The organism is Burkholderia sp. IMCC1007 (assembly GCF_027257875.1).
Taxonomy (GTDB): Bacteria; Pseudomonadota; Gammaproteobacteria; order Burkholderiales; family Burkholderiaceae; genus Burkholderia.
In genome coordinates, this window is sequence record NZ_JAPVQY010000003.1 from 16,477 (window position 1) to 42,936 (window position 26,460).

19 protein-coding genes are annotated in these 26,460 nt (G+C 66.5%); 14 read left to right on the forward strand and 5 right to left on the reverse strand.

Translation table 11 applies throughout. The annotated features are described in order from the left end of the window. Nucleotides 1–146: 146 nt before the first annotated feature. A complete protein-coding gene (gene mdeB, locus O1Q03_RS04180; protein ID WP_269501768.1) occupies nt 147–2,894 on the forward strand; it encodes an alpha-ketoglutarate dehydrogenase in 2,748 nt (915 codons plus the stop codon). Between the two features lie 93 nt (nt 2,895–2,987). On the opposite strand, the gene O1Q03_RS04185 is transcribed toward mdeB, so the two are convergent. Both O1Q03_RS04185 and wrbA read right to left on the reverse strand, forming a co-directional pair. Next, nucleotides 2,988–3,350, reverse strand: coding sequence for a nuclear transport factor 2 family protein (locus tag O1Q03_RS04185; RefSeq protein WP_269501770.1), 363 nt, complete (start codon nt 3,348–3,350; stop codon nt 2,988–2,990). Nucleotides 3,351–3,504: 154 nt separating this feature from the next. Continuing rightward, nucleotides 3,505–4,005 carry an NAD(P)H:quinone oxidoreductase gene (wrbA, locus tag O1Q03_RS04190; RefSeq protein WP_269501771.1) on the reverse strand — a complete coding sequence of 167 codons (501 nt, stop codon included), beginning with the start codon at nt 4,003–4,005 and terminating at the stop codon, nt 3,505–3,507. A 46-nt stretch (nt 4,006–4,051) separates the two neighbouring features. Between wrbA and O1Q03_RS04195 the strand changes: the two genes are divergently transcribed. Then, nucleotides 4,052–4,972 carry a LysR family transcriptional regulator gene (locus O1Q03_RS04195; RefSeq protein WP_269501772.1) on the forward strand — a complete coding sequence of 307 codons (921 nt, stop codon included), beginning with the start codon at nt 4,052–4,054 and terminating at the stop codon, nt 4,970–4,972. A gap of 207 nt (nt 4,973–5,179) precedes the next feature. On the opposite strand, the gene O1Q03_RS04200 is transcribed toward O1Q03_RS04195, so the two are convergent. Beyond that, nucleotides 5,180–5,680 (reverse strand): Lrp/AsnC family transcriptional regulator, encoded by a 501-nt coding sequence (locus tag O1Q03_RS04200; protein ID WP_269501774.1) that lies wholly within the window; start codon nt 5,678–5,680, stop codon nt 5,180–5,182. 191 nt (nt 5,681–5,871) lie between these two features. Here O1Q03_RS04200 and O1Q03_RS04205 point away from each other — a divergent pair, with 191 nt between their 5' ends. The 12 genes from O1Q03_RS04205 to O1Q03_RS04260 all read left to right on the forward strand — a co-directional run bounded on the left by O1Q03_RS04205 (nt 5,872) and on the right by O1Q03_RS04260 (nt 24,416). Next, nucleotides 5,872–6,888 (forward strand): 1-aminocyclopropane-1-carboxylate deaminase, encoded by a 1,017-nt coding sequence (locus O1Q03_RS04205; protein ID WP_269501776.1) that lies wholly within the window; start codon nt 5,872–5,874, stop codon nt 6,886–6,888. Nucleotides 6,889–7,443: 555 nt separating this feature from the next. Beyond that, on the forward strand, nt 7,444–8,853 hold the full coding sequence (locus O1Q03_RS04210) for an undecaprenyl-phosphate glucose phosphotransferase (RefSeq protein ID WP_269501777.1): 1,410 nt from the start codon (nt 7,444–7,446) through the stop codon (nt 8,851–8,853). A 50-nt stretch (nt 8,854–8,903) separates the two neighbouring features. Then, nucleotides 8,904–10,040 (forward strand): polysaccharide biosynthesis/export family protein, encoded by a 1,137-nt coding sequence (locus O1Q03_RS04215; protein WP_269501779.1) that lies wholly within the window; start codon nt 8,904–8,906, stop codon nt 10,038–10,040. Then, nucleotides 10,037–10,534 carry a low molecular weight protein-tyrosine-phosphatase gene (locus O1Q03_RS04220; RefSeq protein WP_269501780.1) on the forward strand — a complete coding sequence of 166 codons (498 nt, stop codon included), beginning with the start codon at nt 10,037–10,039 and terminating at the stop codon, nt 10,532–10,534. Before O1Q03_RS04215 ends, O1Q03_RS04220 begins: the two co-directional genes overlap by 4 nt. After that, complete coding sequence (locus O1Q03_RS04225; RefSeq protein WP_269501781.1) at nt 10,531–12,828, forward strand: polysaccharide biosynthesis tyrosine autokinase; 2,298 nt, start codon at nt 10,531–10,533, stop codon at nt 12,826–12,828. Before O1Q03_RS04220 ends, O1Q03_RS04225 begins: the two co-directional genes overlap by 4 nt. Beyond that, nucleotides 12,825–14,066 carry a glycosyltransferase family 4 protein gene (locus O1Q03_RS04230; protein ID WP_269501782.1) on the forward strand — a complete coding sequence of 414 codons (1,242 nt, stop codon included), beginning with the start codon at nt 12,825–12,827 and terminating at the stop codon, nt 14,064–14,066. Before O1Q03_RS04225 ends, O1Q03_RS04230 begins: the two co-directional genes overlap by 4 nt. Continuing rightward, nucleotides 14,063–15,235: a polysaccharide pyruvyl transferase family protein gene (locus O1Q03_RS04235; RefSeq protein ID WP_269501783.1), complete on the forward strand. Its 1,173-nt coding sequence runs from the start codon at nt 14,063–14,065 to the stop codon at nt 15,233–15,235. The genes O1Q03_RS04230 and O1Q03_RS04235 overlap by 4 nt, the downstream gene beginning before the upstream one ends. Beyond that, a complete protein-coding gene (locus O1Q03_RS04240) occupies nt 15,229–16,521 on the forward strand; it encodes a lipopolysaccharide biosynthesis protein (protein WP_269501784.1) in 1,293 nt (430 codons plus the stop codon). Before O1Q03_RS04235 ends, O1Q03_RS04240 begins: the two co-directional genes overlap by 7 nt. Then, entirely contained in the window at nt 16,511–17,653 is a 1,143-nt protein-coding gene (locus tag O1Q03_RS04245) for a hypothetical protein (RefSeq protein ID WP_269501785.1), read from the forward strand. The genes O1Q03_RS04240 and O1Q03_RS04245 overlap by 11 nt, the downstream gene beginning before the upstream one ends. Further along, nucleotides 17,650–18,657: an acyltransferase family protein gene (locus O1Q03_RS04250; RefSeq protein ID WP_269501786.1), complete on the forward strand. Its 1,008-nt coding sequence runs from the start codon at nt 17,650–17,652 to the stop codon at nt 18,655–18,657. The genes O1Q03_RS04245 and O1Q03_RS04250 overlap by 4 nt, the downstream gene beginning before the upstream one ends. Before the next feature lie 844 nt (nt 18,658–19,501). After that, the gene (locus tag O1Q03_RS04255) at nt 19,502–21,238 is read left to right on the forward strand and encodes a ShlB/FhaC/HecB family hemolysin secretion/activation protein (RefSeq protein ID WP_269501787.1); all 1,737 of its coding nucleotides are present in this window, start codon (nt 19,502–19,504) and stop codon (nt 21,236–21,238) included. A gap of 175 nt (nt 21,239–21,413) precedes the next feature. After that, entirely contained in the window at nt 21,414–24,416 is a 3,003-nt protein-coding gene (locus O1Q03_RS04260) for a two-partner secretion domain-containing protein (protein ID WP_269501789.1), read from the forward strand. Nucleotides 24,417–25,193: 777 nt separating this feature from the next. On the opposite strand, the gene O1Q03_RS04265 is transcribed toward O1Q03_RS04260, so the two are convergent. Continuing rightward, nucleotides 25,194–25,862 (reverse strand): hypothetical protein, encoded by a 669-nt coding sequence (locus O1Q03_RS04265; protein WP_269501790.1) that lies wholly within the window; start codon nt 25,860–25,862, stop codon nt 25,194–25,196. An 89-nt stretch (nt 25,863–25,951) separates the two neighbouring features. Next, on the reverse strand, nt 25,952–26,428 hold the full coding sequence (locus O1Q03_RS04270; protein WP_269501791.1) for a hypothetical protein: 477 nt from the start codon (nt 26,426–26,428) through the stop codon (nt 25,952–25,954). Nucleotides 26,429–26,460: the final 32 nt, after the last annotated feature.

A 26,460-nucleotide genomic window follows, 5' to 3' on the forward strand; every position in this document is an offset into this window, starting at 1 on the left:
GAGTGGACACAACCGGAATATTTACACTATCCACGCACGAAATCCCAATGAAATCAGACGCATATTTTGCAGATCGGCGGGTAGCATGTTTCGACCGAATGCCACTGATTGCGCGCCGCCCCGAAGCGGTGTGCGGGAGACCTGCGATGACGGACCTGTCCAACGGTATCGATGCCACGCGGCGCGCGGGCCTCGCCGCCGCCCACCCCGACGCCGACCCGGAAGAAACCGCCGAATGGCTGGAGTCGCTCGACGCCGTCGTCGCACACGTCGGCAAGGAGCGCGCGCAATACCTGCTGGACCGGCTCGCCGCGCATGCGCATACCTGCGGGCTCGCGGCGCCGCGCGGCCCCGTCACGCCGTACGTGAACACGATCGCCGCGCACGAACAGCCGCCGTACCCGGGCGACGTCGAGCTCGAAGAGCGGCTGTCGGCCGCGCTGCGCTGGAATGCGCTCGCGATGGTCGTGCGCGCGAACCGCGCGTATGGCGAGCTCGGCGGCCACATTGCGAGCTACGCGTCGGCGTCCGACCTGTTCGAGGTCGGCTTCAACCATTTCTTCCGCGCGGCGCCGGCCGACAGCAACGACGCCGGTGACGGCAGCGGCGCCGGCGGCGATCTCGTCTACTTCCAGCCGCATTCGTCGCCGGGCGTCTATGCGCGCGCGTATCTCGAAGGCTTTCTCGGCGAAGCGCATCTCACGCACTACCGCCGCGAAATCGCCGGCCCCGGGCTGTGTTCGTATCCGCATCCGTGGCTGATGCCGGACTTCTGGCAGTTCCCGACCGGCTCGATGGGCATCGGCCCGATCAACGCGATCTACCAGGCGCGCTTCATGCGCTACCTGCAGCATCGCGGGCTCGCGAACACCGGCGGCCGCACCGTATGGGGCTTTTTCGGCGACGGCGAAATGGACGAACCCGAATCGCTCGGCGCGCTGTCGCTCGCCGCGCGCGAAGGGCTCGACAACCTCGTGTTCGTGATCAACTGCAACCTGCAACGCCTCGACGGCCCCGTGCGCGGCAACGGCCGCGTGATCGACGAGCTCGAGGCGCTGTTCACCGGCGCCGGCTGGAACACCATCAAGGTGCTGTGGGGCTCCGACTGGGATCCGCTGTTCGCGCGCGATCACGCCGGCGCGCTGTCGCGCGCATTCGCCGACACCGTCGACGGCCAGTTCCAGACCTTCTCCGCGAACGACGGCGCATACAACCGCGCGCGCTTCTTCAGCCGCGACCCGGCGCTCGAAGCGCTCGCCGCGCAGCTCACCGACGCGGAGATCGACCGCCTGCGCCGCGGCGGCCACGATGCACGCAAGCTGCACGCCGCGTATGCGCGCGCGCTCGCGCATCGCGGCCAGCCGACCGTGATCCTCGCGAAGACGATGAAGGGTTACGGGATGGGCGCGGCCGGTCAGGGGCGGATGACCACCCATCAGCAGAAGAAGCTCGACGTCGACGATCTGAAGGCGTTCCGCGACCGCTTCCGGCTGCCGCTGTCGGATCTCGACGTCGAGCAGCTCAAGTTCTACAAACCAGCCGAAGACAGCCCCGAGATGCGTTACCTGCATGCTCGCCGGGCTGCCCTGGGCGGCTATCTGCCCAGAAGGCGGATGGCGGCGTCGCGGGGATTGACCGTCCCGCCGACGCCGGCCTGGGGTGCGTTCGCGCTGGATGCGGCGGGCCGCGAGATGTCGACGACGATGGCGCTCGTGCGCATGCTCGGCGCGCTGCTGAAGGATCCCGGGCTCGGCCCGCGCGTCGTGCCGATCGTCGCCGACGAGGCGCGCACGTTCGGGATGGCGAACCTGTTCCGGCAGGTCGGCATCTACTCGCCGCTCGGCCAGCGCTACGAGCCCGAGGATCTCGGCTCGATGCTCTACTACCGCGAGGACACGCGCGGCCAGATTCTCGAGGAAGGGATTTCGGAAGCGGGTGCGGTGTCGTCGTGGATCGCCGCCGCGACGGCGTATAGCGTGCACGACCTGCCGATGCTGCCGTTCTACATCTACTACTCGATGTTCGGCTTCCAGCGCGTCGGCGACCTGATCTGGGCCGCCGCCGACCAGCGCTCGCGCGGCTTTCTCGTCGGCGCGACGTCGGGCCGCACGACGCTCGGCGGCGAAGGCCTGCAGCATCAGGACGGCAGCAGCCATCTCGCCGCGTCGACGATTCCGAACTGCCGTGCGTACGATCCGGCGTTCGCTTACGAAGTCGCGACCATCGTCGATGCCGGCATGCGCGAGATGGTCGAGCAGCAGCGCGACGTGTTCTATTACGTGACGGTCACGAACGAGAACTACGCGCAGCCGTCGATGCCCGACGACGATCCTGCCGCCCGGCGCGACGGCATCCTGAAGGGCATGCACCGGTTGCCGTCCGCATCGAACGAAGCCGCGCGCGCGCAGTTGCTCGGCGCGGGCGCGATACTCGGCGAAGTGCTCGCCGCGCAGCGGATGCTGAAGGACGACTGGGGCATCGATGCGGCCGTGTGGAGCGTCACGAGCTTCAGCGAACTGCAGCGCGACGGGATGGAAGCCGAGCGATTGGCGCGGCTCGGCGACGAATCGGCCCCGGCGTATGTCGCGCAGATGTTCGAAGGAACGCGCGGCCCGGTGATTGCCGCTACCGACTACGTGCGCGCGGTGCCCGAACTGATCCGCGCGTACGTGCCGCGCCGCTATGTGACGCTCGGCACCGACGGGTTCGGTCGCAGCGACACGCGCGATGCACTGCGCGCGTTCTTCGAAGTCGATCGCGCGAGTATCGTGCTCGCCACGCTGAAGGCGCTCGTGGATGACGGCGAACTCGATGCGGCCATCCTGCGCACGGCGCGCGAGCGGCTCGGCAAGGCTGCGCAGCAGCAACCCGGTGCGGCGCCGTGGCAGCGCTGAGCGTGCACCGGGCGCTGTCTGATTCTGTCTGTTGCGTATGCGGGACGAGACGATTCGGACTTCCCCGAGCGCCAAGCGGAATATCGGCTCGAATCACGCCAGCTTGTCGAAGAAGAGGTAGATCGCGGCGATCTGTTCGTCCCTGACGACAACGATGTCGGTTCCTGCGTATTCCGGCTCGTCGCCAGGACGGCCCGAAACCCAGCGCACCCGACCGGCCTCGCCAGACACGTCGACTTCAGCAATGGGCTGATACCTGAAGTCAGGGTGTGTCGCCTTGATCACCCCTGCTATGTGATCGATCGCATCACGGCCGCGGTGCACGCCGTTGTTGGGATCATAGAAGACGGCGTCCTCCGCGTAATGCTGGTCGATAAGCGCTCGGCGGCGGACTGGATCGTTCTCTGCAAAGACGTCGAGATTGACGTGCGTGAGAGCGGCAACGGTGCTGGTCATTGGTGATCTCCTCGTTGAATTGGGTGGAGGGTGGTGCGCAATAGTCGGGTACCGTCGCCGGTGACAATTCGATCTCTATACGCTCAGGCGCGTCGCGCGCGCGGGAGTGTCACGTGTGCGCGACACCGCCTGGCTGCGCTGCGAAGGCAAGTGGTCAATCAAACAGCTTGCTGGCAGTCCTGGCGATCAGCTCGCCTTGATGGCGCGCGCCGGCCAGCTCGATCGCGCGGGGCTGGCGTTGACCCTGTCCGCCGGCGATGGTCGTGGCGCCGTATGGCGAACCGCCGACGATCTCGTCCAGTGTCATCTGCCCCTGATGGCTATAAGGCAGGCCGACGATGGTCATGCCGAAATGCAGCAGATTGGCGATGACGGAGAAAAGGGTGACCTCCTGCCCGCCGTGTTGGGTGGCGGTCGACGTGAACGCACCGCCGACCTTGCCATTGAGGGCACCCTTCATCCACAAGCCACCGGCCTGGTCCAGGAACGCGGCCACCTGCGACGAGAGGCGCCCGAAGCGTGTCGGCGACCCGACGATGATCGCGTCGTAGTCGGCCTCCCGTGCGGTCGCACAAAGATGCACGATAGACGGCGCCGATGCTTGAATAAATAGGCGATTTGCGATTTCATAATTTCCGGGCGTGAATAATCGCATTGTGTCTCGGCAGGCACAATTGCCGATTCTTTCGAGGAGGTGTGCGATGGATCAGCTGCTCGCACTACGAGTCTTTGCGCGCATTGCCGATACCGGAACGTTCATCAAAGCGGCGGAATCACTCAAGTTGCCGCCCTCCACGGCGACGAAGGTGATCCAGGAGCTGGAATCTCACCTGGGCGTAAAGCTGCTGCATCGAACCACGCGCAAGGTTTCTGTTACGCCGGAAGGCGCCGCATACTACGACCGCGCCATTCGGGTGATCGAGGATGTTGACGAGATGGATAGCTTCGTGGCCAACGAACGGGCGCAGCCCAAGGGGCGGCTGCGAATCGACGTACCGTCGATCCTCGCCAACACGATACTCATTCCTGCGATGCAAACCTTTCAGTCGCGGTATCCGGACATCGAACTCAGCTTCGGTGTGAGTGACCGTAACGCGGATATGATCGGTGACGGCGTCGACTGCGTGATCCGTGGCAACGCTTTGACCACGTCGACGCTGATTGCGCGCCGCATCGCCGAATTCGACTATGTGACCTGTGCGAGCTCCGCCTACATTGAAAAATACGGCACGCCAACGCACCCGAAGCAGCTCGAGCAAGGGCACGTGATCTACAGCAACTCGTCACCGCTTACCGGTAAGGTATTTCCGATGCTGTTCGGGCGTGGTCGTAACCAGATCGAGGTTCACGGCCAGTCGAACATAGTGGTGAACGAAAGCACGGCGCATGTAACCGGTCTGCTCGCCGGGTTGGGCGTTGGGCAGACGTTCAAGTACATTGCCCAGCCTCACTTCAAGACAGGCGCATTGCGCCAACTATTGAAGAACTGGGAGCGCCCGCGTCACCCGGTACACATCGTGTACCCTCCGAATCGTCACCTGAACGTCAAGGTACGAGTGTTCGTGGATTGGGCGGCCGAGGTATTTGCGGCGTTCGACGATCGTATCGCCAGCAAAGAATGACTCAGGAGCGACTGAGCAATTTATGCCGTCAAGCAAATGCGGGCGCTTCCTCGGTGGCACTCGATGGAGGTTTTGAATATTGCCGCATGAATTTCCCCGGTTCGTACGTCCATTGCGTCGCCTACGACGCGGCATGCGAGCCCCCATGCGCTGAATCCGGCGAGCTCCCTGCACAACGGCGAACAAACTCTGCTCCATCACCATGCGCTACACCGGCAGCGCATGCGTCGACAGAATCTCCTTCAGCACCATGAACGAGCGCACCTGCCGCACCCCGGGCAGGTACAGCAACTGATCGGCGTGCAGCCGGTTGAAGCTCTCGTTGTCGCGCGTGCGCACCAGCATGAAGTAGTCGAACTCGCCGGTCACCACGTGGCACTCGACGCATCCCGACACTTTCTGCGCGGCCTTCTCGAATTCGGCGAACGCCTCCGGCGTCGATCGGTCGAGCACGAATCCGATCACGACCAGCATCCCCGCACCGAGCGGCTTCGGATCGAGCAGCGCGACGATGCCGCGGATCAACCCCATTTCCTTCAATCGCTCGACGCGCCTCAGGCACGCCGGCGCACTGAGCTTCACCTTCGCGGCGAGACTCACGTTCGAGATCGACGCGTCCTGCTGCAACTGCCGCAGGATCGCGCGGTCGATGCGATCGAGCACCGGCGCGGCGTCGGCCGGCGCTGCGTTACTGCGATCTAATTTCATTGCGTCTCCAGTCAGTTTCACGAATCGAAATTATTCCGTTCGTCCATATCTCATCGATAACGTAAGTCTTCGCGATTTATTTCGCAAGCTCATTTCGCGCGGTCCTGCCTATCATTTTTCCATCGGGACACGGGCCGCACACCACGCCCGACCGATCCGATTTCCCGCCCACTGCCCTTCGGAGCTTGTCGATGAATCTGCAACGTTTCCCCCGTTATCCGCTCACGTTCGGCCCGACGCCGATCCAGCCGCTCAAGCGCCTGAGCGCGCATCTCGGCGGCAAGGTCGAGCTGTATGCGAAGCGCGAGGACTGCAACAGCGGCCTCGCGTTCGGCGGCAACAAGACACGCAAGCTCGAATACCTCATCCCCGACGCGCTCGCGCAGGGCGCCGACACGCTCGTGTCGATCGGCGGCGTGCAGTCGAACCAGACCCGCCAGGTCGCGGCCGTCGCCGCTCATCTCGGGATGAAGTGCGTGCTCGTGCAGGAGCACTGGGTCAATTACGAGGATCCGGTGTACGACCGCGTCGGCAATATACAGTTGTCGCGAATGATGGGCGCCGACGTGCGGCTCGTATCGGACGGCTTCGACATCGGCATTCGCCGCAGTTGGGAAGAAGCGATGGAAGGCGTGCGGCAGGCCGGCGGCAAGCCGTATCCGATTCCGGCCGGATGTTCCGAACATCCGCTCGGCGGCCTCGGGTTCGTCGGCTTCGCGGAAGAAGTGCGCGAGCAGGAAGCGCAACTCGGGTTCAAGTTCGATTACGTCGTGGTCTGCTCGGTCACGGGCAGCACGCAGGCGGGGATGGTCGTCGGCTTCGCGGCCGACGGACGCGCGGATCGCGTGATCGGCATCGACGCGTCGGCGACGCCGGAGCGCACGCACGAACAGATCACGCGCATCGCGCGGCATACGGCCGGACTGGTCGGCCTCGGCCGCGATATCGGCGCACACGACGTGGTGCTCGACACGCGCTATGCGGGGCCCGAGTATGGGCTGCCGAACGACGGCACGCTGGACGCGATTCGCCTGTGCGCACGGCTGGAAGGCATGCTGACCGATCCCGTCTATGAAGGGAAATCGATGCACGGGATGATCGACAAGGTGCGCCGCGGGGAGTTCGAGCCGGGGTCGAAGGTGCTGTATGCGCATCTCGGCGGGGTGCCGGCGTTGAGCGCGTATTCGGAGCTCTTCCGCAACGGCTGAGGTCCGATCGATGTTGGTCTGGCGTGCGTTCGCGTGCGCCATGAGGTGAAGCCGGCCCGAGCGGCGATTGTCCGTATCGGGCCGCAGTCATTGTGCGATTCGGCGCATCCTGCGCATATTCCCCTGCCCCCTTCCTGCGCGCCTTCCCGCTACGTTCACGCGCACGCGCCCATCCCGTCGCCTGCTCGCGGCGCTTCCGACTTTCTCGTCAGAAAAATATGAGGATGCGGATTAATTCGAAATCATTCGTACGCGTACGACGCTTCTGATCATCTATTTAGTAGTCGTTCTATTTAAATCGGTACCCCACTTACCGAAAATTGACCCGGTCAATTCGATCGCAACGTTTAGCAAACATTCGCGCCATGCGACGCGATTTCTCCAAGTGTCGGTGCAGCGCATCCGCCCGACAGCAGGTCAAGCAGCGTCACCGTCCATCGATTGTCAATTCCGCGCAATGAAGTCATCGCATCCGGCACTCGCCGTTTGCACGATCGTGCGCGCCGAATCCGGACGACAACCGGCGCTGGGTCAAACAGAAGGTAGCAACTGGGTATGGATACGTCTTTCGAAGCACGACGCGCCCCCGCGCCGCAGAACGCCGGTGGATCAATTGCACGGGTATCCGACGTCGTCCTGATTTCGGCCGGCGCGCTGGCCGCCGCGCTGATTCTGCCCGCATCGAAAGCCGGTGCGGCGCCCGAACTCGCGAACGTGGCCAGTGCGGCGACGTTCGCGTTGATGCTGTTCCCCGTATTCCGGCTTTACCACGCGCAACCCGCCCGGTCGAAGTACCGCACGGCGGCCGTCACCGCGTTCACCTGGCTGCTCGCGCAGGCCGGCGCGGCGCTCGTGATGCTGGCGCTTCCGCCCGAACTGAACGTTTCGCCGTACTGGCACCTGCTGTGGACCGTCACGAGCGGCCTCGCGCTGGTCGGATCGCGGCTCGTGGCCCGTACGACGCTCGACCGGATCGCCCGCGCTCGTGACGGCGATCGCCTCGTCGCCGTCGTCGGGGCAGGTACGCATCGCGACGCGCTGCTCGAGCGCATCGACCAGTTGCCCGCAGCGGGCTTTCGCGCGGCGGCCACACTCGACTTCGGTCTCGTGACACGCGGCAGCGCCGACGTACCGTCCTTCCGCTCGCTCGACGCGTTCGCGCAGCATGTCCGCGAACGCGCGATTCCAGAAGTCTGGCTTGCGTTACCGATCGACGAGGCGCGCACCGTGATGACCGTGCTCGATGCGTTCCGCGACGATCTCGTCAACATCCGGCTCGTACCGGACGTCAGCAGGCTCGTGATGTTCAACGGCGAAATGATCGACCTGGTCGGTGCGCCTGCGATCAATCTCGTCGCATCGCCGCTGTCGTCGCGCGCGCTGCTGCAGAAGGCCGTCTTCGATCGGCTGTTCGCGGCGACCGTCCTGACCTGCGCCGCACCGCTGCTGCTCGCGATCGCGTCGGCGATCCGGCTGTCGTCGAAAGGGCCAGTGCTGTTCCGGCAGCAGCGCAAGGGCGCCAACGGCAAGGCGTTCACGATCCTCAAGTTCCGCACGATGCGGCTCCACGACAGCGACGGCTCGGTCAGGCAGGCCACCCGCGCCGATCCGCGCATTACGCGCATCGGTGCCTTCCTGCGCCGCACGAGCCTCGACGAGCTCCCGCAGTTCATCAACGTGCTGCGCGGCGAGATGTCCGTCGTCGGCCCGCGTCCGCATGCGCTCGAACACGACGACCTGTACCGGCAGATCGTCGACGGCTACATCCATCGCTATCGCGTGAAGCCGGGCATCACGGGCTGGGCGCAGATCAACGGCCTGCGCGGCGAAACCGATCGCGTCGAGAAGATGCAGCGCCGCGTCGAAGCCGACCTCCACTACCTGCGCAACTGGTCGTTCGCGCTCGACATGCGCATCGTCGTCGCCACCGTGCTACACGGCTGGACCCACAGCAACGCGTACTGATACGCACGCGCCCCGCTTTCTCGCCAACCGAACTTCGATAAGGATTACAGATGAAAACCGTACCGAATGAGCGAAGTGGATTCGCGCGCCCGTCCGGCGTGCGGGTGCTGCTGACCGCCACGCTTTGCCTCGCCCTGTCGGCCTGCGCGTTCGCGCCTGGCATGCGCATGAGCACCGCGTCCGACACGGCCGACGGCGCGCTGCCGTTCCGGATCCAGCAGATCGACGCCGGCCTGATCCGTGAACTCGATGCGCAGGTCGCGCGCCTGCAGGGCACGCAGGCCGACCGGCTGACTGCCCCGGCCGGCCCGTACCGGATCGGCGCGGGCGACGTGCTGCAAGTCACCGTATGGGATCACCCGGAGCTGGCCGCCGCGCAGGGCGCCGCGCCGCAGGGCACACCACGCGCGGCCGACCCTGTCACCGGCTTCGTCGTCGATCCGCGCGGCAACCTGTCGTTTCCATTCGCGGGCAGCGTGCCGGTTGCAGGGCTAACCGCCGGCGCCGCACAGGCCCGGATCGCCGCGGCGCTGTCGCGCGTCTACCGGAACCCGCAGGTGACGCTGCGCGTCGCATCGTTTCGCTCGCAACAGGTCTACATCGACGGCGAGGTCCGCACGCCCGGCGCACAGCCCGTCAACGACGTGCCGATGACGCTCTACGAAGCGCTCGGCCGCGCCGGCGGCCTGAGCCAGACCGCCGACCAGAGCCGCATGACGCTTGTGCGCGACGGCGAGACCTATTCGCTCGACCTGAGCCGGATGCTGCGACAAGGCGTCAACCCGGCCGACGTCGTGCTTGCGGCCGGCGATCTCCTGCACGTGCCGGCCCGCAGCGACTACGGCGTGTACGTGATGGGCGAAGTCAACAAACCGGCACGCGCGGTGCCGCTGCGCGACGGGCGCCTCACGCTGTCCGAAGCGCTGTCGCAGGCCGGCAGCGTGAACGCCAGCACGGCCGACGCCGCGCAGATGTTCGTGATCCGCGGCTCGGATACGAGCGACCCGCAGGTGTTCCATCTCGACGCGCGCTCGCCGGTGTCGATGGTGCTCGCCAACGAGTTCGAACTGCAGCCGAAGGACATCGTCTATGTCGACGGCAACGGTCTCGTGCGCTTCAGCCGCGTGCTCAGCCTGCTGTTGCCGGGCGTCAATACCAGCGCCACCGCCGCGCTCGCCGTCAAATGACGCCCGTCGCCACCCTGCTCGTCGTGTGCATCGGCAACCTGTGCCGCAGCCCGATGGCCGAGGCACTGTTTCGCGCGCGCCTGCCCGGCATCGACGTGCAGTCGGCCGGCATCGGCGCGCGCGACGGCCAGCCGGCCGACCCGCACGCGATCCGCCTGATGCGCGCGCACGGCGTCGACATCGCCGCGCATCGCTCGCGCCGCCTGCCGCCTGCGCTCGGTACGCGCGCCGACCTGATCCTGACGATGGACCTCGCGCAGAAGCGCTGGCTCGAGCAACGCGTACCGGCGCTGCGCGGCCGCGTGTTCAGGCTCGGCCTGCCGGACCCGTCGGGCAGCCAACCGACCGGCTTCGACGTGCCGGACCCGTATCTCGGTCCGCGAACGTCGTTCGAGCACAGCCTGCGGCTCATCGAGCGCGGCGTCGACGCGTGGTGCGCGCGTCTCGCGGCGCCGCCCTCTTCCCCTTCCCCGCTTTCCGAACCGGACCGATGACATCTACCCCCTCTCACGAGCATCGGCACGAGCGCGACGCCGAGCTCGATCTCGCCGGCGCGCTCGACGTGCTCGTTTCGCAGCGCTGGCTGATCGGCGTCGTCGCCGCGGCCTGCTTCGGCGCCGGCGCGCTGTATGCGCTCCTCGCCCCGCGCCAGTACCAGGCCGACATCATGGTGCAAGTCGAGGACAGCCCCGACACATCCGCGGCCAACAGCGTACTCGGCAACGTATCGTCGCTGTTCGACGTCAAGTCGAGCGCGGCCGCGGAAGCCCAGATTCTTGCATCGCGGCTCGTCGTCACGCGCGCCGTCGACGAATTGCGCAGCTACATCAGCGTGCAGCCGAAGCGTTTCCCCATCGTCGGCGAATTCGCATCGCGTTTCAATCCGGGGCTCGCCAGCCCCGGCGTGTTCGGCCTCGGCGGCTATGCGTGGGGCGACGAATCGGCCGAACTCGCGCGCTTCGACGTGCCGAAGCCGCTCGAAGGCGAGCGCTTCGAACTGTCGATGCTCGACGGCGGCCGCTACCGGCTCTCCGGCGCAGCGCTCCCCGCGCCCGTCGTCGGCACGATCGGCCGCCCGCAGACCTTCGACACGAGCGACGGCCCGATTGCCGTCGACGTCGCGCGCATCGATGCGCATCCGGGCACGCGGTTCACGCTCGTGCGCGAATCGCGCGCCGAGACGATCGACACGCTGCGCCGCGGGCTCGACGTGCAGGAAAAGATCAAGCAGTCGGGCGTGATCGTCGCGACGCTGCGCGGCCCCGACCCGCAACGCATCCAAACGCAACTGAAAGCCGTCGCGAACCACTACATCCGTCAGCATATCGAGCGCAAATCCGCCGACGCCGCACAGTCGCTGTCGTTCCTCAACGCACAGTTGCCGGCACTGAAGAAGCAGTTACAAGGCGCCGAGCAGCGCTATACGAACCTGCGCAACGCGCACGGCACGATCGACCTCGACGCCGAAGCGAAGCTGCTTCTGCAGCAATCGGCCGACACCGCGACACGCCAGCTCGAACTGCAGCAAAAGCGCGACGAGATGGCGTCGCGCTTTGCCCCGGGCCATCCCGACATGGTCGCGCTGGACAGGCAGATCGCCACGCTCGGGCGCGAACAGCAGGCACTCGAACACCGCGTCCGCGGCCTGCCCGATCTTCAGCAGGACGCCCTGCGGCTGATGCTCGACGTCAAGGTCGACACGGATCTCTATACGGCGCTGCTCGCCAATGCGCAGCAGCTCGAACTGGTCAAGGCCGGCAAAACCGGCAGCGTGCGGATCGTCGACATGCCGATCGTGCCGGAGGACGCCGTCCGGCCGAACCGCCCGGTCGTCGTCGCAGCAGCCGCGCTGATCGGCCTCGCGCTGGGCATCGCGCTTGCGTTCGCGCGCGACTACCTGTTCGGCGGCGTCCGCAACGCCGACGAGATCGAGCGACATCTCGGCATCGACGTCTATGCGACCGTTCCCGCCTCCGCCAGTCAGCGGCGGGTCGCCCGGCGCATCGCGCAGCGCCTGCCTGCGCCACATCTGCTGAGCGCGCTCGATCCGCACGATCCCGCGATCGAAAGCCTGCGCAGCCTGCACACCGCGCTGCGCTTCGCGATGCAGCGCGCGCGCAACAATGTGCTGCTGCTGACCGGCCCCGTGCCCGGCGCCGGCAAGTCGTTCGTCGCGGCGAATTTCGCGGCGCTGCTGGCAGCCGGCGGGGAACGCGTGCTGCTCGTCGACGGCGATCTCCGCAAGGGCTGTCTGCATGAATCGCTGGGCATCCCGCGCGAACCGGGGTTCGCCGAACTGCTGTCGGGCGCCGTCGCACCCGAAGACGCGATCCATCGGAACGTGCTGCCGAATCTCGACTTCATCGCGACCGGCTCGATGCCCGAGCATCCGGCGCAATGCCTCGCCGACGATCGCATCGCGGCGCTGCTCGACACCCTGTCGGCCCGCTACGACCTCGTCGTGCTCGACACGGCGCCGATTCTCGCGGTGAGCGACGCGGTCGCGCTCGGCCGTCACGCGGGCACCGTGCTGCTCGCCGCTCGCGCGGCATCGACACGCGTCTCCGAACTCGGCGAAGCCGTCCGCCGCCTCGCGCATAACGGGGTGGCCGCGAGCGGCGTGGTGCTCAACGGCGTCGACCCGCGCACCGGGCGTTACGGTTCCCGCCACGGCGCGTATCACTACGCGCATTACCGCTATGCGCCGTCGCGCGGCGGTACGGCAGCGTCGATCCGGCGCGCGCTGCATGTCGTCGGATCCCGATTCCGGCGCGGAGGTGAGCGATGAGCGACATCCGCCACCTCGAACGCACGGCCGCCGCCGAAGCACGTCATGCGCCGGCGCCGCCCGTCATCACGGAAACCCGGGCCGCTCGCACGTCACGGCTGCGCATCGCGCTCGTCGCCGAAGCGGCGGGCGGCGGCGTTGCCGTTCATCTCGCCAGTCTGATCGACGGCCTGAGCGCATCCGACGACGTCGAGCTGCATCTGATCGTGCCCGACGGGGCGCGCTTCGACGGCAGGATCCTCGACGAACGGGTGCTGTGCCGCTGCGCGAGCGTGCATCGCGTGCCGATGCGTCGCGCCGTCGGCTGGCGCGATGCGCTGGCCGTGTCCCGCATGTATCGCTGCCTGCTGCAGATCCGTCCGGATATCGTGCACAGCCACAGCTCGAAAGCCGGCGCGATCGCCCGCCTGTGTATCGGGCCGTGGCGGCACGTCTATACGCCGCATGCCGTCTACACGCTCAATCCATCGCTGACCGCATTCCAGCGTCGTTTCTACGGCACGATCGAGCGGCTGCTCGGCCGCCTGTGCACGCACCGGATCATCGCCGTATCGCATGACGAAGCGCAGCATCTGCAACACGCGCTCGGCATCCCCGCCCGGCGCGTGACGACGATCGTCAACGGCGTCGCGCCGCCGCACACGATGCCGCGCCACGACGCGCGCCAGGCGCTCGGTCTGCGCGACGACACGCTCGTCGTCGGCTTCGTGGGCCGCTTCGATCATCAGAAGGGCGTCGACCGGCTCGTCCGGATCGCACGCGGCGTCTATCGCCAATGCGGCCGCAGCGTGCAGTTCGTCGCGATCGGCCCTGGCGATTTCCATGCGGCGGCAGGCCCCGACGCCGAATACGTGCCCCCGACCCTGCAGGTCGCGGGCGCCGTCGAGCGCGCGAGCCGCTACTTCTCCGCTTTCGACCTGTTCGCGCTGCCGAGCCGCTACGAAGGGTTTCCCTACGTCTGCCTCGAAGCGATGGCCGCGCGCGTGCCGATCGTCGCATCGCGGGTGGCCGGCGCGGCCGAGCTGGTCGATGCCTACGGCATCGGGATCGTCGTGCCGAACGAAGACGACACGACGTCGTTCGCACACACCGTCGTCGCGCTCGTCGACGACGCGGCGCGGCGCGAGCGCATGCGCGCGAACTGCGCGGCAGCCCTCGACGATTTCTCCGCCGCGACGATGGTCCGATGCACCCTCGACCTCTATCGCGCACTCGCCGCACAAGGAAAAACCGCATGACCGCCGCTCCCCACATCGCGCTGCTGCACGCCTACAGCACGCGCAACTCGGGCGACGGCCTGCTCGTCGACCTGTCCGTCGGACTGTTGCGCGAGGCGTTCGGCGCCGCAGCCCGCGTGTCGATCGTCGCAGCCGACCCCGCGTCGTTCCCCGACTACGACGACGTCCTCGCCGCGCCCGTGCTCGCCGAGCGCGGCTGGTATCGACTCGCTGGCGCAGCCGGCGCCGTACTGCCGGTGCGCACGAACGCCCGGCTGCGCCCGCTACGCGAGCGCCTCGACAAAGCGGACCTGATCGTGGGCGTCGGCGGCGGCTACCTGCGTGCGCGCAATGCGATCGAGGCGCTCAAGCTCGAAGCCGGACATCTGTTACAGATGCGCGCCGCCCGCGCGTCCGGCAAGCCGGCCGTCTATCTGCCGCAGAGCATCGGCCCCGTGCTGTCCGCACGGCCGGTCGCCACGCACTTGCAGGCGCTGCTCGCATCGTTCGACACCGTGTTCGTGCGCGACGATCGCTCGGCCGCGTGTCTGGCCGCGCATCCGAACGTACGACGCGCTCCCGATCTCGCGGTGCTCGACTTCGCTCATCGCCACGACGCGATCCTCCGACGCGCATCGTCCGCCAAAGCGCCGATCCGTCATGTCGCGTTCGTGCTGCGCCGCGCGCCTGCGTGGAGCCATGCGCGACGGGCCCGCTATGACGCGTCGATCATGCAGCTCGTCGAACGGGTTCGGGCATCGTGCCGCGTCAGCTTCGCGGTCCAGAGCGCCGGACGCGGAAACGACGACCTTGCCTACTATCGCAACCTCGGCATCCGGGACGGCCTCGTTCCGTTCAAGACGCTGCTCGAACACGACCGGCCCGACGCCACCGTATCGGTCCGGCTGCACGGCGCGCTGGAATCGATCCTGCACGGCGTGCCGGCCTTCCACATCAGCTACGAACGCAAGGGATTCGGTGCGTATTCGGACCTGCGGCTCGACAACTGGGTCGTCAACGGGGCCGACTTCGATCCGGCGCGCGTCGTCGACACGCTCTTCGCGGCCGGCGCGCCGGCCGCGTTCTGGTCCGCCGCAAGCGCCGGCCTGGCACCCGTGCGCACGGCACGTGCGTGCGTCATCGACGCGCTGCGCGCCGCCCTTCCAGCTGGCGGGACGGCGCGATGCTGACGCGCATCCTGCTCCGGTTCGCCGCGCTCGGTCTGAAGTTCGCGCTCACGATCGTCATCGCACGCGCCCTCGGCTTCGACGCGCTCGCCGCGTACGGGCTGGCGGTCGCCGCGTCGGTGATCGCATCGAAGGCGCTCGGTCTCGGCTTCGGCCCCGAACTCAACCGCCGGCTGAGCGAAAGCAGCCCGCTGGCCGCGATCGATGCCGCTCGCACGCTGAGCATCGGCTACGGCGCGCTGTATCTGCTGATCGCCACATCGTTCGCCGTCGCGATGACGAGCGATGCGGTCGTCGCGCTGCTCGACCGGTTCGCGCTGTCGACGCCGCTCGCGTGGTGCGTGCTCGTCGTCGCCCTGTCCGAACACGCCGCGTTCGAGGTCAACGGCTGGCTGTTCTCGCTGCATCGTCCACAGGCCGGCTCCGCCCTGCTGTTCGTGCGGACCGGCGTCTGGTCCGGCCTCGCCTGCGCCGGCCTGCTCGCCGGTGCACTGCATTCGATCGAGGCCGTGTTCGTGCTGTGGATCGCGACCAACGCTGCCGTCGTCGCCGTCGCGTGGCGAAAAATCGACGCCTGTGCCAAGCGCATGTGCGGCGGTCGAATGTCCGACTGCGTGCAACGTCCGCGGCATATGCGTACCGTCTGGCAGCACGGTCTGCCATTCTATGCGGCCGCCGTGATCCTGTCGTCGCTGCAATACGCGGAACGCTTCATCGCCGGCGGCCGCATCGGCGCCGACGCGCTCGGCCGGTACGTGTTCGCGTGGTCGATCGCGAACGCCGTGCAGACCATCGCCTTCGCGACCGTGGTCGTCACGGCCGGCCCGCGCCTCGTCCGCACGCTCGGCGACGCGCCCGATGCCTTCCTGCGGCGCACGCTGTACGCGGTAGCGGCAAGCGCCGTCGTAACGTTGGTCGTCTCGGCCGGCATCGTCGGCGCGCATCGCGAGCTGTTCGCGCTCGCGCACCAACCGGCCGATGCGGGCCAGATCGTGCTGCTCGCCGTACTGCTCGCGTCGTTCGTACTGCGTGCGGCCACGGATGTACTGTGGAGCGCGGCAATCGCGCTGCGCGCCGGCGGCATCGTGCTGGCCGCGATTGCCGGGCTCGCGCTGCTTGATGTGCCGGTCGCGCTGTATCTGATCGACGCGGCCGGCGCCAAAGGCGCTGCGCTCGCGCATCTGGCGGCCAGCATCGCCATCGCCGCGGCACTCGCGCTGATCGTGGTGCGCCGCGCGCGGGCCATGCACGCCGAACGCCCGGTCGGGAGGCCGTCGCATGCTCGATAACCTGCTGCGCACCGGCCCGCGGCTCAGCCGCGGCATGTCGCGCGCCCTCGCCGTGCTGGCCGTGCTCGCGTACTGGCTCGTCTATGCAAAGGCCGGGGCCTTCCTGCCGGAGTTCGTGTTTCGCGACGCCGAGAAAATCCAGAGCCAGATCGGCGGCGCGAACACGTACGAAGGCACGTCGTTCGACGCGGTGGCGAAGTTCTACGCCGCGCTCGGCACGACCGGCACGCACCTGTTCGTCGCCGCGGTCGGCGCGCTATGTATCTGGCGCGTGATCGGCCAGGGCAAGCGCGTCGGCACCCTGGCGGCATGCGTCGTGCTGCTCGCGCCGTGCGTGTTCTTCAATCTGTTCGTCGCGAGCAAGGACACGATCGTCGTGCTGATGGCGATCGTGCTGACCGGCATCGCGCAACGCCGCTCGACGGTCGCGACGCTCGCTGCCGCCGCCGCGCTGTACGGCGGCTACGCGATGCTCGTCCGTGGCTACTTCACGGTGATCCTGGCAGTCGCAATCGTCGCGCTGCTGGTCCGGCGCGCATCGTGGCGCATCAACGCATCGCTGGCGCTCGTCCTGCCGGTTGCACTGCTGCTGTTGCCGAACGACGTGTACTACCTGTTGCAGCACCCGCGCGACATGGCCGCCGACTACCTGGCATACGGTTCGCCATTCGGTGCCCGCACCAGCTTTCACAACCCGTTGTCGCCGGATTCGTTCATCGCGTTCTGCGTGAACTACGCGTACGGCGTGTTGCGGCTGAACCTGCCGGTGCTGTTCATGCCCGGGCCGAAGGAAATCGCGATGCAGGTGTTCGTCTGGATCGCGCTGGCGGCCGTATGGCGGAGCGGGCGCGGCAGCGTGCGACCGGCTGCCGACGTGCTCGCGTGTCTCGTCATCGGCCACATCGCCGTGTCGATGCTGTTCGAGCCCGATCTCGGCAGCTATACGCGCCACCTGTCGAGCGTTGCGCTGTTCTGTGCGATGCAGTTCGCGGCACGCCTGCCGCCCGCCTCGCGAACACCGCGCACGATGCCGGCCGGCCCAGCTGCGCACCGCGTGCCGCCTGACGATACATCGACCGCGACGCGTCACGCGCCCCGTCAACCGCAGCACCTTCCCCGTCATTCCGCATGAACGCACTCGACCGCCCCGGTGCTTTTTTTCCGAGCATCCAGTGTGCGCGCGCCTTTGCGGCGCTCGCTGTCGTCGCTTATCACATGAACGTGCTGCCGTTCGGGCAGGCCGGCGTCGACGTGTTCTTCGTGATCAGCGGCTTCATCATGTCGCAGGTCGCGCCACGCGAAGGCCGTGCGTTCCTGCGCAAGCGTCTGATACGGATCGTGCCGCTGTACTGGCTGACGACGCTCGGCGTGTACGCGATCGCAATGTGGAAGCCGCACTGGCTCAATTCGACGACCGCGCAGGTCGACTATCTCGTCAAGTCGTTGCTGTTCATGCCTTATCTGAAGGAAAACGGGCATTGGGGTCCGCTGAACCTGAACGGCTGGACGCTCGAGTACGAAATGCTGTTCTATGTCGTGGTGACGCTCGCGCTCCTGCTGATACGCCGCCGCCACGCGACCGCGCTCGCAGCGCTGCTGCTCATGCTGTTCTGCCTCTACGTGGCCGTCCGTGGCACGCCAAGTGCCGTAGCCGATCATCTCGGGCAGCCGATCGTGCTCGAATTCGGTCTTGGCGTGCTGGCCCATCGCGCACTCGCGGCCGGTATCGCGCGTCGCGTCACGCCGCGCGTGGGGATCGGGCTCATCGCCGCGAGTGTGGCGGCGATCGCACTGCTTCAGCCTCTCTGTTGCGACACACCGACAGGGCTCGCTCGCGTCGCGGGATACGGCTTGCCGGCCGGCGTGCTGATCGTCGCGCTCGTCGCACTCGATCTGAACGGCCGATCGGTCAGCAACAGGTTGATCGCAGCACTTGGCGCGGCCAGTTATTCAATCTATCTGCTTCATCCGTACGTGATCGGCATCGCCACCCGTATCGGCAACCTGCATGCCGGACTCGATACGCCGCGCGACTTGGCGGCAGCCGTCGTGATCATGGCTGCCGTGTGCGTGTCCGGCTACGCGTGCCACGCCTGGATCGAAAAGCCGATGCTGAGTGCCTTAAGGCAACGCTGATCAAGCCGTGCAAACGCGACTGATCGCGATACCGTATGCGTAAGCTTTCCGAATCATCGATGAAGATGGCCATTCCGGTTCGCGAAACCCCACAAATTAACTAGCAACATGCGCTCTAGGCATGTCCACGCTATAGCGCATGACGGCCATGAGGGGTGGACTTGATCAGCATTGCCACAACGCGTTGACGATTACGGCGCCAACGCACTGCGTAACGGCAGGCGCGGCCGGTGCCAGCCATATACGGCGCCGCCTCCCTCGACTTCCGGTATCGCCGTACCAGCCGATCCGAGTAAACAACACCGGCGTTCCCGCGATCGAAATGGCGATCAACGCTGAATCGAAAATCGTGCAGAACGAGTCACCAATCCAGCCTTTGGCCACCAGCGCAGTACCTGCGTTTTGAATCGGACGCGTACTAAACAAATTTGCATAGAAACATTCTTCGTCCTATTTCCCTGCCATCCCGTCCACTTTCACCAAGATGCGCTGATGGTCAAACCAAACAATCGCACTGCCATCCCGCTCGTCCCCTCTTACGCCGACCTGCAGAAATGCTCAGCCTCGAGCGCTACGCGCATCCATGCATGCCATACCGAACCGTGCTGCACCGTAGCCCGCCGCGGCCATGGCACCCCGAACACGTGTCGCGCCCCAATTTCAGGCAAGACAGACTGTTTTTTGAGGCGAGCTAGTACTTGTTCAATATCTTTGCGCGAAACCCTTTCGTAATATTTCCGACCATATCGATAGACCGGCACGAGAACCCGCGACCGGTCCATACTTTTTGCCGGGGTGGAGTATTCGAATCATTCGTCGCACACGAGCGTCGGCAATCGCCGGCATGTCTGCATTCATTGCGAACACGCCTCCAGGGTCGCCGCCGGCAATGCCCGGCGCGGCGCGCCGCGATACCCGTGCGTTACGCATCGCGGCGCGCCACGCCGCATGCCTCGTCGCCACGCTGCTGCTCCCCCGTTTCGCCTACGCGCAGCAGGTGCCCAGTGCCGGTCAATCGATTCGCGACATCGAAGCCGTCCGCCCGACCCTACCGGCCGCCCCCCGTCCGGAGCTCGACATCGCGCCGGCCGCGCCCGAACCCTCGGCACACGACGACACAGGCCCGCGCGTCGAGGTCCGCGCCTTCGCCATCGAAGGCGCCACTGCCATTCCAGCGGCACGACTGGACAGCCTGCTCGCGGATCTCACCGGTCGCGAATTGAGCTTCGGCGAACTGCAGCAAGCCACGGCACGCATCACGGCGTACTACCGCGAACAGGGCTACGTGCTGGCCCGCGCGTATCTGCCGCACCAAGACATCGAGGACGGCGTCGTCCGCATCGCGATCGTCGAAGGCCGGTATGGAAAAATCGAACTGCACAACCGCTCGCGCGTGATCGATCGCGCGCTGCGTCAACCGCTCACCGCGTTGCAACCGGGCGCCGTCGCATACGGCGCCGCGCTCGAGCGCAGCCTCATGCTGCTCGACGAAATGCCCGGCGTCGTGGCCAAAGGCACGCTGCGCGCGGGCGAGGAACCCGGCACGACCGATCTCGTGGTCGACGCCGAGGCGGCCCCGTTCGCGCGCGGGTCGCTCGAACTCGACAACTTCGGCGACTCGCTGAGCGGCCGCTACCGCGCGACCGGCAGCGTCGACATCAACTCGCCGCTGCGGCTGGGCGATCGCTTCTCGCTGCGCGGCCTCACGAGCAACACCCATCAGCGCTATTACCGCACGGCATATCAACTGCCGGTCGGCCCTGCATCGACCCGTATCGGCATCGCGTACTCCGACATGAACTACCGGCTCGGCGGCAGCCTGAAGCCGCTCGGCTATCGCGGCAGCGCCGACGTGCGCTCCGCGTTCGTCACACAGCCGCTGCTGCGCAGCCGGCGGGCCAGCATCGACGCGCAACTCGTCTATGAGAACAAGCACGGCCGCGACGATTACCGCGCGGTCGACCTCGTCAGCGACAAGACCGTCGACCTGTGGAGCATCGGGCTGAGCGGCAACAGCCAGGACGGCATCGGCGGCGGGGGCCGTACCGGCTTCTCGGCGACGCTCGGCATCGGCCGGCTCCACGGCAACGACGCACTCGGGGGCAACAAGCTCGTCCACTCGATCGGCCGCTTCACGAAGCTGAACGTCAGCGCACTGCGCCTGCAGGCGATCAGCGCACGGCTGCAGTTCTACACGCAATTCAGCGCGCAACTGGCGTCGCGCAATCTCGATTCCGCCGAAAAATTCAATCTCGGCGGCCCGTACGGCGTACGCGCGTACGCGCTCGGCGCGGGCAACGGCGACCAGGGCTGGCAGGCGAGCGCGCAATTGCGCTACCTCGTCGGGCCGGGCTGGCAGCTCAGCACGTTCGCCGATACCGGCCGCGTGCAGCTCAACAAGCAGCCGTGGTCGCGCGAACGCAATACCGTGCAGTTATCGGCCGTCGGCGTCGGCGCAAGCTGGTTCGGCACGCGCCGGCAAGTCAGCATGACCGCCGCGTTACCGCTCGGCCGTGCCGATCCGGTCGCGTCTGCGACCCGGTCGCCGAGCGTGTGGTTGCAAGCCGCGCAGTATTTCTGAGCGGCACAGAATGCGCGGGCCGGCGCAACCGGCCGGTCCGCCAGTCGCGCGGGCGGCCTCGCCGCCCGCATTTTCGAAAGCGTGGAAGCTTCGCGCTTTCGCCTTTCCGGTTTCGTTAGGCATACGTACCAATACGAAACGTTTTCCCGGTACTCATCCGGAAGGTAACGATCTTATGAACAAGACCTACGCACTGGTCTGGAACCAGACCCGACAATGCTGGAGCGCCGTCGGGGAAACCGCGCGCCGGCACGGCAAATCCGCCGGCGGCAAACGCCTCGCCGCGACCGCCGTCTCGCTGCTCGGCCTCGCCGCGCTACCCGCGTTCGCGCTGCCCGTCGGCGAAACGATCACCGCCGGCAAGGCCGACATCCTTCGCGACACCAACGGCAAGTCGATGTCCATCAACCAGCACACCGACAAGCTCGTCACGAACTGGCAGGCGTTCGACGTCGCCGCCGGCGAACGGGTCACCTTCCATCAGCCCGGCACGCAGTCCATCGCACTGAACCGCGTGATCGGCAACAACGGCAGCCAGATCCACGGCAACATCGACGCGAACGGCAAGGTGTTCCTCGTCAACCCGAACGGCGTGCTGTTCGGGTCGGGCGCACAGCTCAACGTCGGCGGCCTCGTCGCCTCCACGCAAAACCTCTCCGATGCCGATTTCCTCGCCGGCAACTATCGCTTCACCGGCCAGTCGGGCGCGTCGGTCGTCAACAACGGGCGCATCACCGCCGCCGACGGCGGCAGCGTCGCGCTGCTCGGCGCGCGCGTGTCGAACAACGGCGTGATCCAGGCCCGGATGGGCCGCGTCGCGCTCGGCGCCGGCAATGCGTTCAAGGTCAACTTCGACGGCAACGATCTGCTGAGCCTGCAGGTCGAAGGCGGCGCGATCGATGCGCAGGCAAGCAACGGCGGCCTGCTGAAGGCCGATGGCGGCGAAGTGCTGATGTCGGCCCGCGCGGCCGGCAACCTGCTGAATGCGGTCGTCAACAACACCGGCACGATCGAGGCGAAGGGCCTCGTCGGGCGCGGCGGCCGGATCACGCTCGACGGCGGCACCGTCAACGTCGCCGGCAAGCTCGATGCGAGCGCCGGATCGGGCGCAGGCGGCAACGTGATCACCCGTGGCGAACAGGTCAACGTGGCCGCCGGCACGCGCGTCGACACGCGCGGTGCGAACGGCCAGACCGGCATCTGGACGCTCGAAGCGGCCAATGCCGGCGTCGCGGCCGATCAGCCCACGGCGAATACGCGAGGCTTCAACGGCAACAGCAACATCAACGGCAACACGGGAACGGGCACCGGCAACGACGTCCAGTTCGCCGGCCGTTCGATCGACGCGCGCACGCTCGGACAGAACCTCGATACGACCAACGTCGAACTGGTCAATACCCGGAACGATCTGACCGTGAGCGGCCCCGTCGCGTGGACCGGCGACACCGCGCTCAAGCTGCGCGCGAAGCAAGGCAACGTCAATCTGCAGCAAGCGCTGTCGGCCACCGGCACGAATGCGAGCCTGATCGTCGACGCGGCCAACGGCATTCGCGTGAACGACGCGGTGAAGCTGACGGGTCGCAACGCGCATCTGGAACTCGACTCGACCAACGGCCATACGTTCGCGGGCGACAAGGCCGTCGTCACGCTGTCGGGCCAAAACGCAACGTACAGTTCGAACGGCAATGCCTACAAGGTGTTGCACACGCTCGCCGATCTGAGCAACGTCGACGCGAACCTGCGTGGCCGCTACGTGCTCGGCAATACGATCGACGGCGCGAACACGGCCTTCCACGCCATCGGCGGCGACCTCGGATTCTCCGGCACATTCGACGGGCTCGGCAACACGATCGGCCAACTGACCATCAGCGACAGGACCCACACATCCGTGGGCCTGTTCAGCCAGAATGCCGGCCGCATCGCCAATCTCGTGCTGTCAAACATCCGCGTGGCCACGTCGGGCTCCGTATACGGCGTTCCAACATCCGTCGGCGCGCTCGCGGGCATAAACGCGGGCACGATCTCCAATGTGACTGCGCGCAATGTGACCGTCACCGCCGGGGGGCCGGCAAACATCGGCGGCCTCATCGGCGCGAACTACGGCGGCACGATCGAGCATGCGAAGGTGTCCGGCTACGTCGGCGGCGGTCCCGACGTGCTGTCGATCGGCGGCCTCGTCGGCGAGAACATGACGTTGCTGGGCGACGCGCCGGTCGTGGCGACGATCCGCGACAGCCGTGCCGACGTGCAGGTGAACGCCATGCACGACGGCGCCGCCGGCGGGCTGGTCGGCCTCAACACGGGCTGGATCGAACGCTCGTCGAGCACCGGCAGGGTCATCGCAACGGGCAGCCGGGCGGTCGCGGGCGGCCTCGTCGGGATCAGTGACGATAACGGCATCATTACCGCATCATCGTCATCCGCCGACGTGCTCACCAGCCGGAACGCCGTGGCAGGCGGCCTCGTCGGGATCAATGCGGCGACCGTCTCCGCATCGAGCGCAAACGGGAAGGTCACGGTCGGCGACCACAGCAGCGCGGGCGGCCTGGTCGGCTCGAATACCGGCGATATCGATACGTCGACGGCCAACGGCACGATCATCGCCACCACGTTCGGCACGGCCGGCGGCTTGGTGGGCACGAACAGCGGCAGCGTGCGCCAATCGCAGGCCAACGGCAGCGTGACTGCCGGCAACGCCAGCGAAGCGGGCGGCCTCGTCGGCCGAAACGCCGGAACCGTTGCCGACTCCCGCGCCAACGGCGCCGTGAAAGCCGGCGATCTCTCGCTGGCCGGCGGCCTGATCGGCGTCAACGCGCGCGGCAGCGTCGCACGGTCGAGCGCATCGGGCAGCGTCGAAGCCGGCGCAAACAGCAATGTCGGCGGTCTCGTCGGCCAGTTGATGGGCAAGATCGATCGGTCGAACGCGACAGGCTCCGCGAAGGGCGGCGACGACAGCCTGGTGGGCGGCCTCGTCGGCAACGTCGGCGGCGTCATTACCGCGTCGTCGTCGAGCGGCAATGTGTCCGGCGGCCGATTCGCGAGGCTGGGCGGGCTGGCCGGCGGTAACTTCGGCTTCATCTATGGCTCGTCGACCACCAGCCACGTCAACGTCACGCCCGGATACGGACAGATTTATGGTCCGCTGGTCGGTCTGAACTACGGGACGGTGAAACCCTGAGCGTTGTGCGCAAAGTCTCGGCGTCATCCGCTTGACGCGATGATTGGAGGTCTTGTCGCGTAGCCGGGGCCTTCGGGCCGCTGGCTACGGGGCGGGCGGATCGGGCAACAGGCCTGCCCCGCCCGCCGACAGGTGAGTGCGCAACAAGCGAGGGGGCCGGTCGATGAGCGCTCGCCTCTGCGTTTCGCAAGCTCGACCCTGTTTGCCTGGTCTCAATACATTCGTGATTGCGGGGGGGTGGATGTCCCGGTGCAGAACAGCGTGGCGCCCGATGGATTTACGGTCGTTTTTCACCGTACACCACGTACTTCACCATGAAGAACACCCCGAAATGTCGGATAACCAACCATCGGGAAGATCGTCCCGGTTGCCGCCAGCATCTTCGAATACAGGGATCGGAAGCTTTGCCGGCGTTGCAACCGGTCACGTTCGACTGGCTGTATGCGATATTGAACGACATGCCGCCCGATCACGAGTTGTAAAGCAACACGCCGGCACGGCTGATCATCGCGATGGGGTATCGCAACATGCACGGATCGAACTGGAGACAGTAGGGGCGTGGCGGGTCGAACGTAAATGTCGAACGCAAACGCAAAAAGAAAAGCCCGGCAGCACAGTAAAATTGGTGAGTTCAGCCCTTGCCGCCTACAAGATCGCAACGGCGAAAAGCAGCCAACCGCACGGTTTTCCGTTCGACACTTCGCGCGTCATGGATCCGTCGACTCGCGCGGTACCCATATCATCACGCGATCAGCACGAACCCCTATCGGAGCGGCGCTATTTCTCGACGGTCGCGCGACAGGCAGGGTGCCCAGGAATCTCCACGACGCGCCCCGCCAGAGGCAGCGGCACGCCGGGATAGACGTTGAACGCATCGACAGCATGGCCGTCTGCTTTCGCACCCTCCACGTGATAGCGGACAGTCCCCGTTGCCGTCAGCCGGGCACCCGCCCCATCGCACGTGACGTCGAGCCCTTCTCGGACCTTCGAAGGCAACTGGCGGACCAGGCCGCTGAACCCGAGGCTGACGACGACGTTGGCCGACGCGTTCCTGCGTTCGCTGCCGAGCAGCTTGACCACCGGCTGCACGTCGAGGCGGTAAACCGTTTCCGTGTCGACAGGACGAAGCGGCTTGAGCGTGATGGTCTTCGTCTGCCCGGCCGCGAGACTCACCCGAAACGGATAAGCATAGAGTGACGGCTTCGTCACGTCCCCAACGGACTCGAGGCGCTCTTCGTCGAGCGGCACGCCCGGATTCAACAGGCGTGACAGCGAGATGCTCACGTATTCGGTGTGATCGCCGTTGTTGACGAGGGTGATCGGCTGGTTTTTTTGTTCCACCGTCGCTTCCTTCGGAAGCATGTCGATGACGGCCGATGCCGACACCGGGATCGCGAGCATGGCCGCGAAAACGGCGTGCGAAAAAATGGATGGGTAAGAATTCATGTCTCGATGCTGTGCGCGGCAAGTTACACCCGGTTTGCCCGTCGGCCGACTGCGCGGGCACGGAAAGCAAACCGACGATGTATCGGGCGTCAGGGCGCTCTGACCACCGGCTCGAATGTCATCGACAACACGCCGCTGTACGTTCCCGCCGTGCTTTTGAAATCGCCTGCGGGCGGATACGCGGACACGTCGAGCGTGTAATACCCGATCGAGTCGGCGCCTGCCTGCGGCGGTGCCGGATTCTTGAATTCCGCGCCCTGCCCGATCACGATCGGCTTCGACACGCCACCCTCGGCGCCCAGTTTGACGGTGGGCGTCCGAAATGCCAGCGCAGGGTTCGACTGGTGCGTGATCGTCAACGGTGCATCGAGGCGCACCTGGAACACACCGCTGGTCGACACGATCTTCAGGCGTGCCTGTACGTCGTACGGTGTATCCCAACCACCGAGCTGCTGCATCTCCAGCCCATTGTCGAACCAGCCGCCCTTGTCGTCGGTCACGATCAGCTTGTTCGGCTTGACGATGCGCGCGCTCACCTTGCTGGTGGTCTTGCCGGCCAGCACCACGATATCCGTGGATGCGATCGCCGATGCGCTCA

Coding starts and splice junctions, on each gene's coding strand:
- mdeB (WP_269501768.1), top strand. CDS start 147: ATGACGGACCTGTCCAACGGTATCGATGCCACGCGGCGCGCGGGCCTC.
- O1Q03_RS04185 (WP_269501770.1), bottom strand. CDS start 3,350: ATGACCAGCACCGTTGCCGCTCTCACGCACGTCAATCTCGACGTCTTT.
- wrbA (WP_269501771.1), bottom strand. CDS start 4,005: ATGCGATTATTCACGCCCGGAAATTATGAAATCGCAAATCGCCTATTT.
- O1Q03_RS04195 (WP_269501772.1), top strand. CDS start 4,052: ATGGATCAGCTGCTCGCACTACGAGTCTTTGCGCGCATTGCCGATACC.
- O1Q03_RS04200 (WP_269501774.1), bottom strand. CDS start 5,680: ATGAAATTAGATCGCAGTAACGCAGCGCCGGCCGACGCCGCGCCGGTG.
- O1Q03_RS04205 (WP_269501776.1), top strand. CDS start 5,872: ATGAATCTGCAACGTTTCCCCCGTTATCCGCTCACGTTCGGCCCGACG.
- O1Q03_RS04210 (WP_269501777.1), top strand. CDS start 7,444: ATGGATACGTCTTTCGAAGCACGACGCGCCCCCGCGCCGCAGAACGCC.
- O1Q03_RS04215 (WP_269501779.1), top strand. CDS start 8,904: ATGAAAACCGTACCGAATGAGCGAAGTGGATTCGCGCGCCCGTCCGGC.
- O1Q03_RS04220 (WP_269501780.1), top strand. CDS start 10,037: ATGACGCCCGTCGCCACCCTGCTCGTCGTGTGCATCGGCAACCTGTGC.
- O1Q03_RS04225 (WP_269501781.1), top strand. CDS start 10,531: ATGACATCTACCCCCTCTCACGAGCATCGGCACGAGCGCGACGCCGAG.
- O1Q03_RS04230 (WP_269501782.1), top strand. CDS start 12,825: ATGAGCGACATCCGCCACCTCGAACGCACGGCCGCCGCCGAAGCACGT.
- O1Q03_RS04235 (WP_269501783.1), top strand. CDS start 14,063: ATGACCGCCGCTCCCCACATCGCGCTGCTGCACGCCTACAGCACGCGC.
- O1Q03_RS04240 (WP_269501784.1), top strand. CDS start 15,229: ATGCTGACGCGCATCCTGCTCCGGTTCGCCGCGCTCGGTCTGAAGTTC.
- O1Q03_RS04245 (WP_269501785.1), top strand. CDS start 16,511: ATGCTCGATAACCTGCTGCGCACCGGCCCGCGGCTCAGCCGCGGCATG.
- O1Q03_RS04250 (WP_269501786.1), top strand. CDS start 17,650: ATGAACGCACTCGACCGCCCCGGTGCTTTTTTTCCGAGCATCCAGTGT.
- O1Q03_RS04255 (WP_269501787.1), top strand. CDS start 19,502: ATGTCTGCATTCATTGCGAACACGCCTCCAGGGTCGCCGCCGGCAATG.
- O1Q03_RS04260 (WP_269501789.1), top strand. CDS start 21,414: ATGAACAAGACCTACGCACTGGTCTGGAACCAGACCCGACAATGCTGG.
- O1Q03_RS04265 (WP_269501790.1), bottom strand. CDS start 25,862: ATGAATTCTTACCCATCCATTTTTTCGCACGCCGTTTTCGCGGCCATG.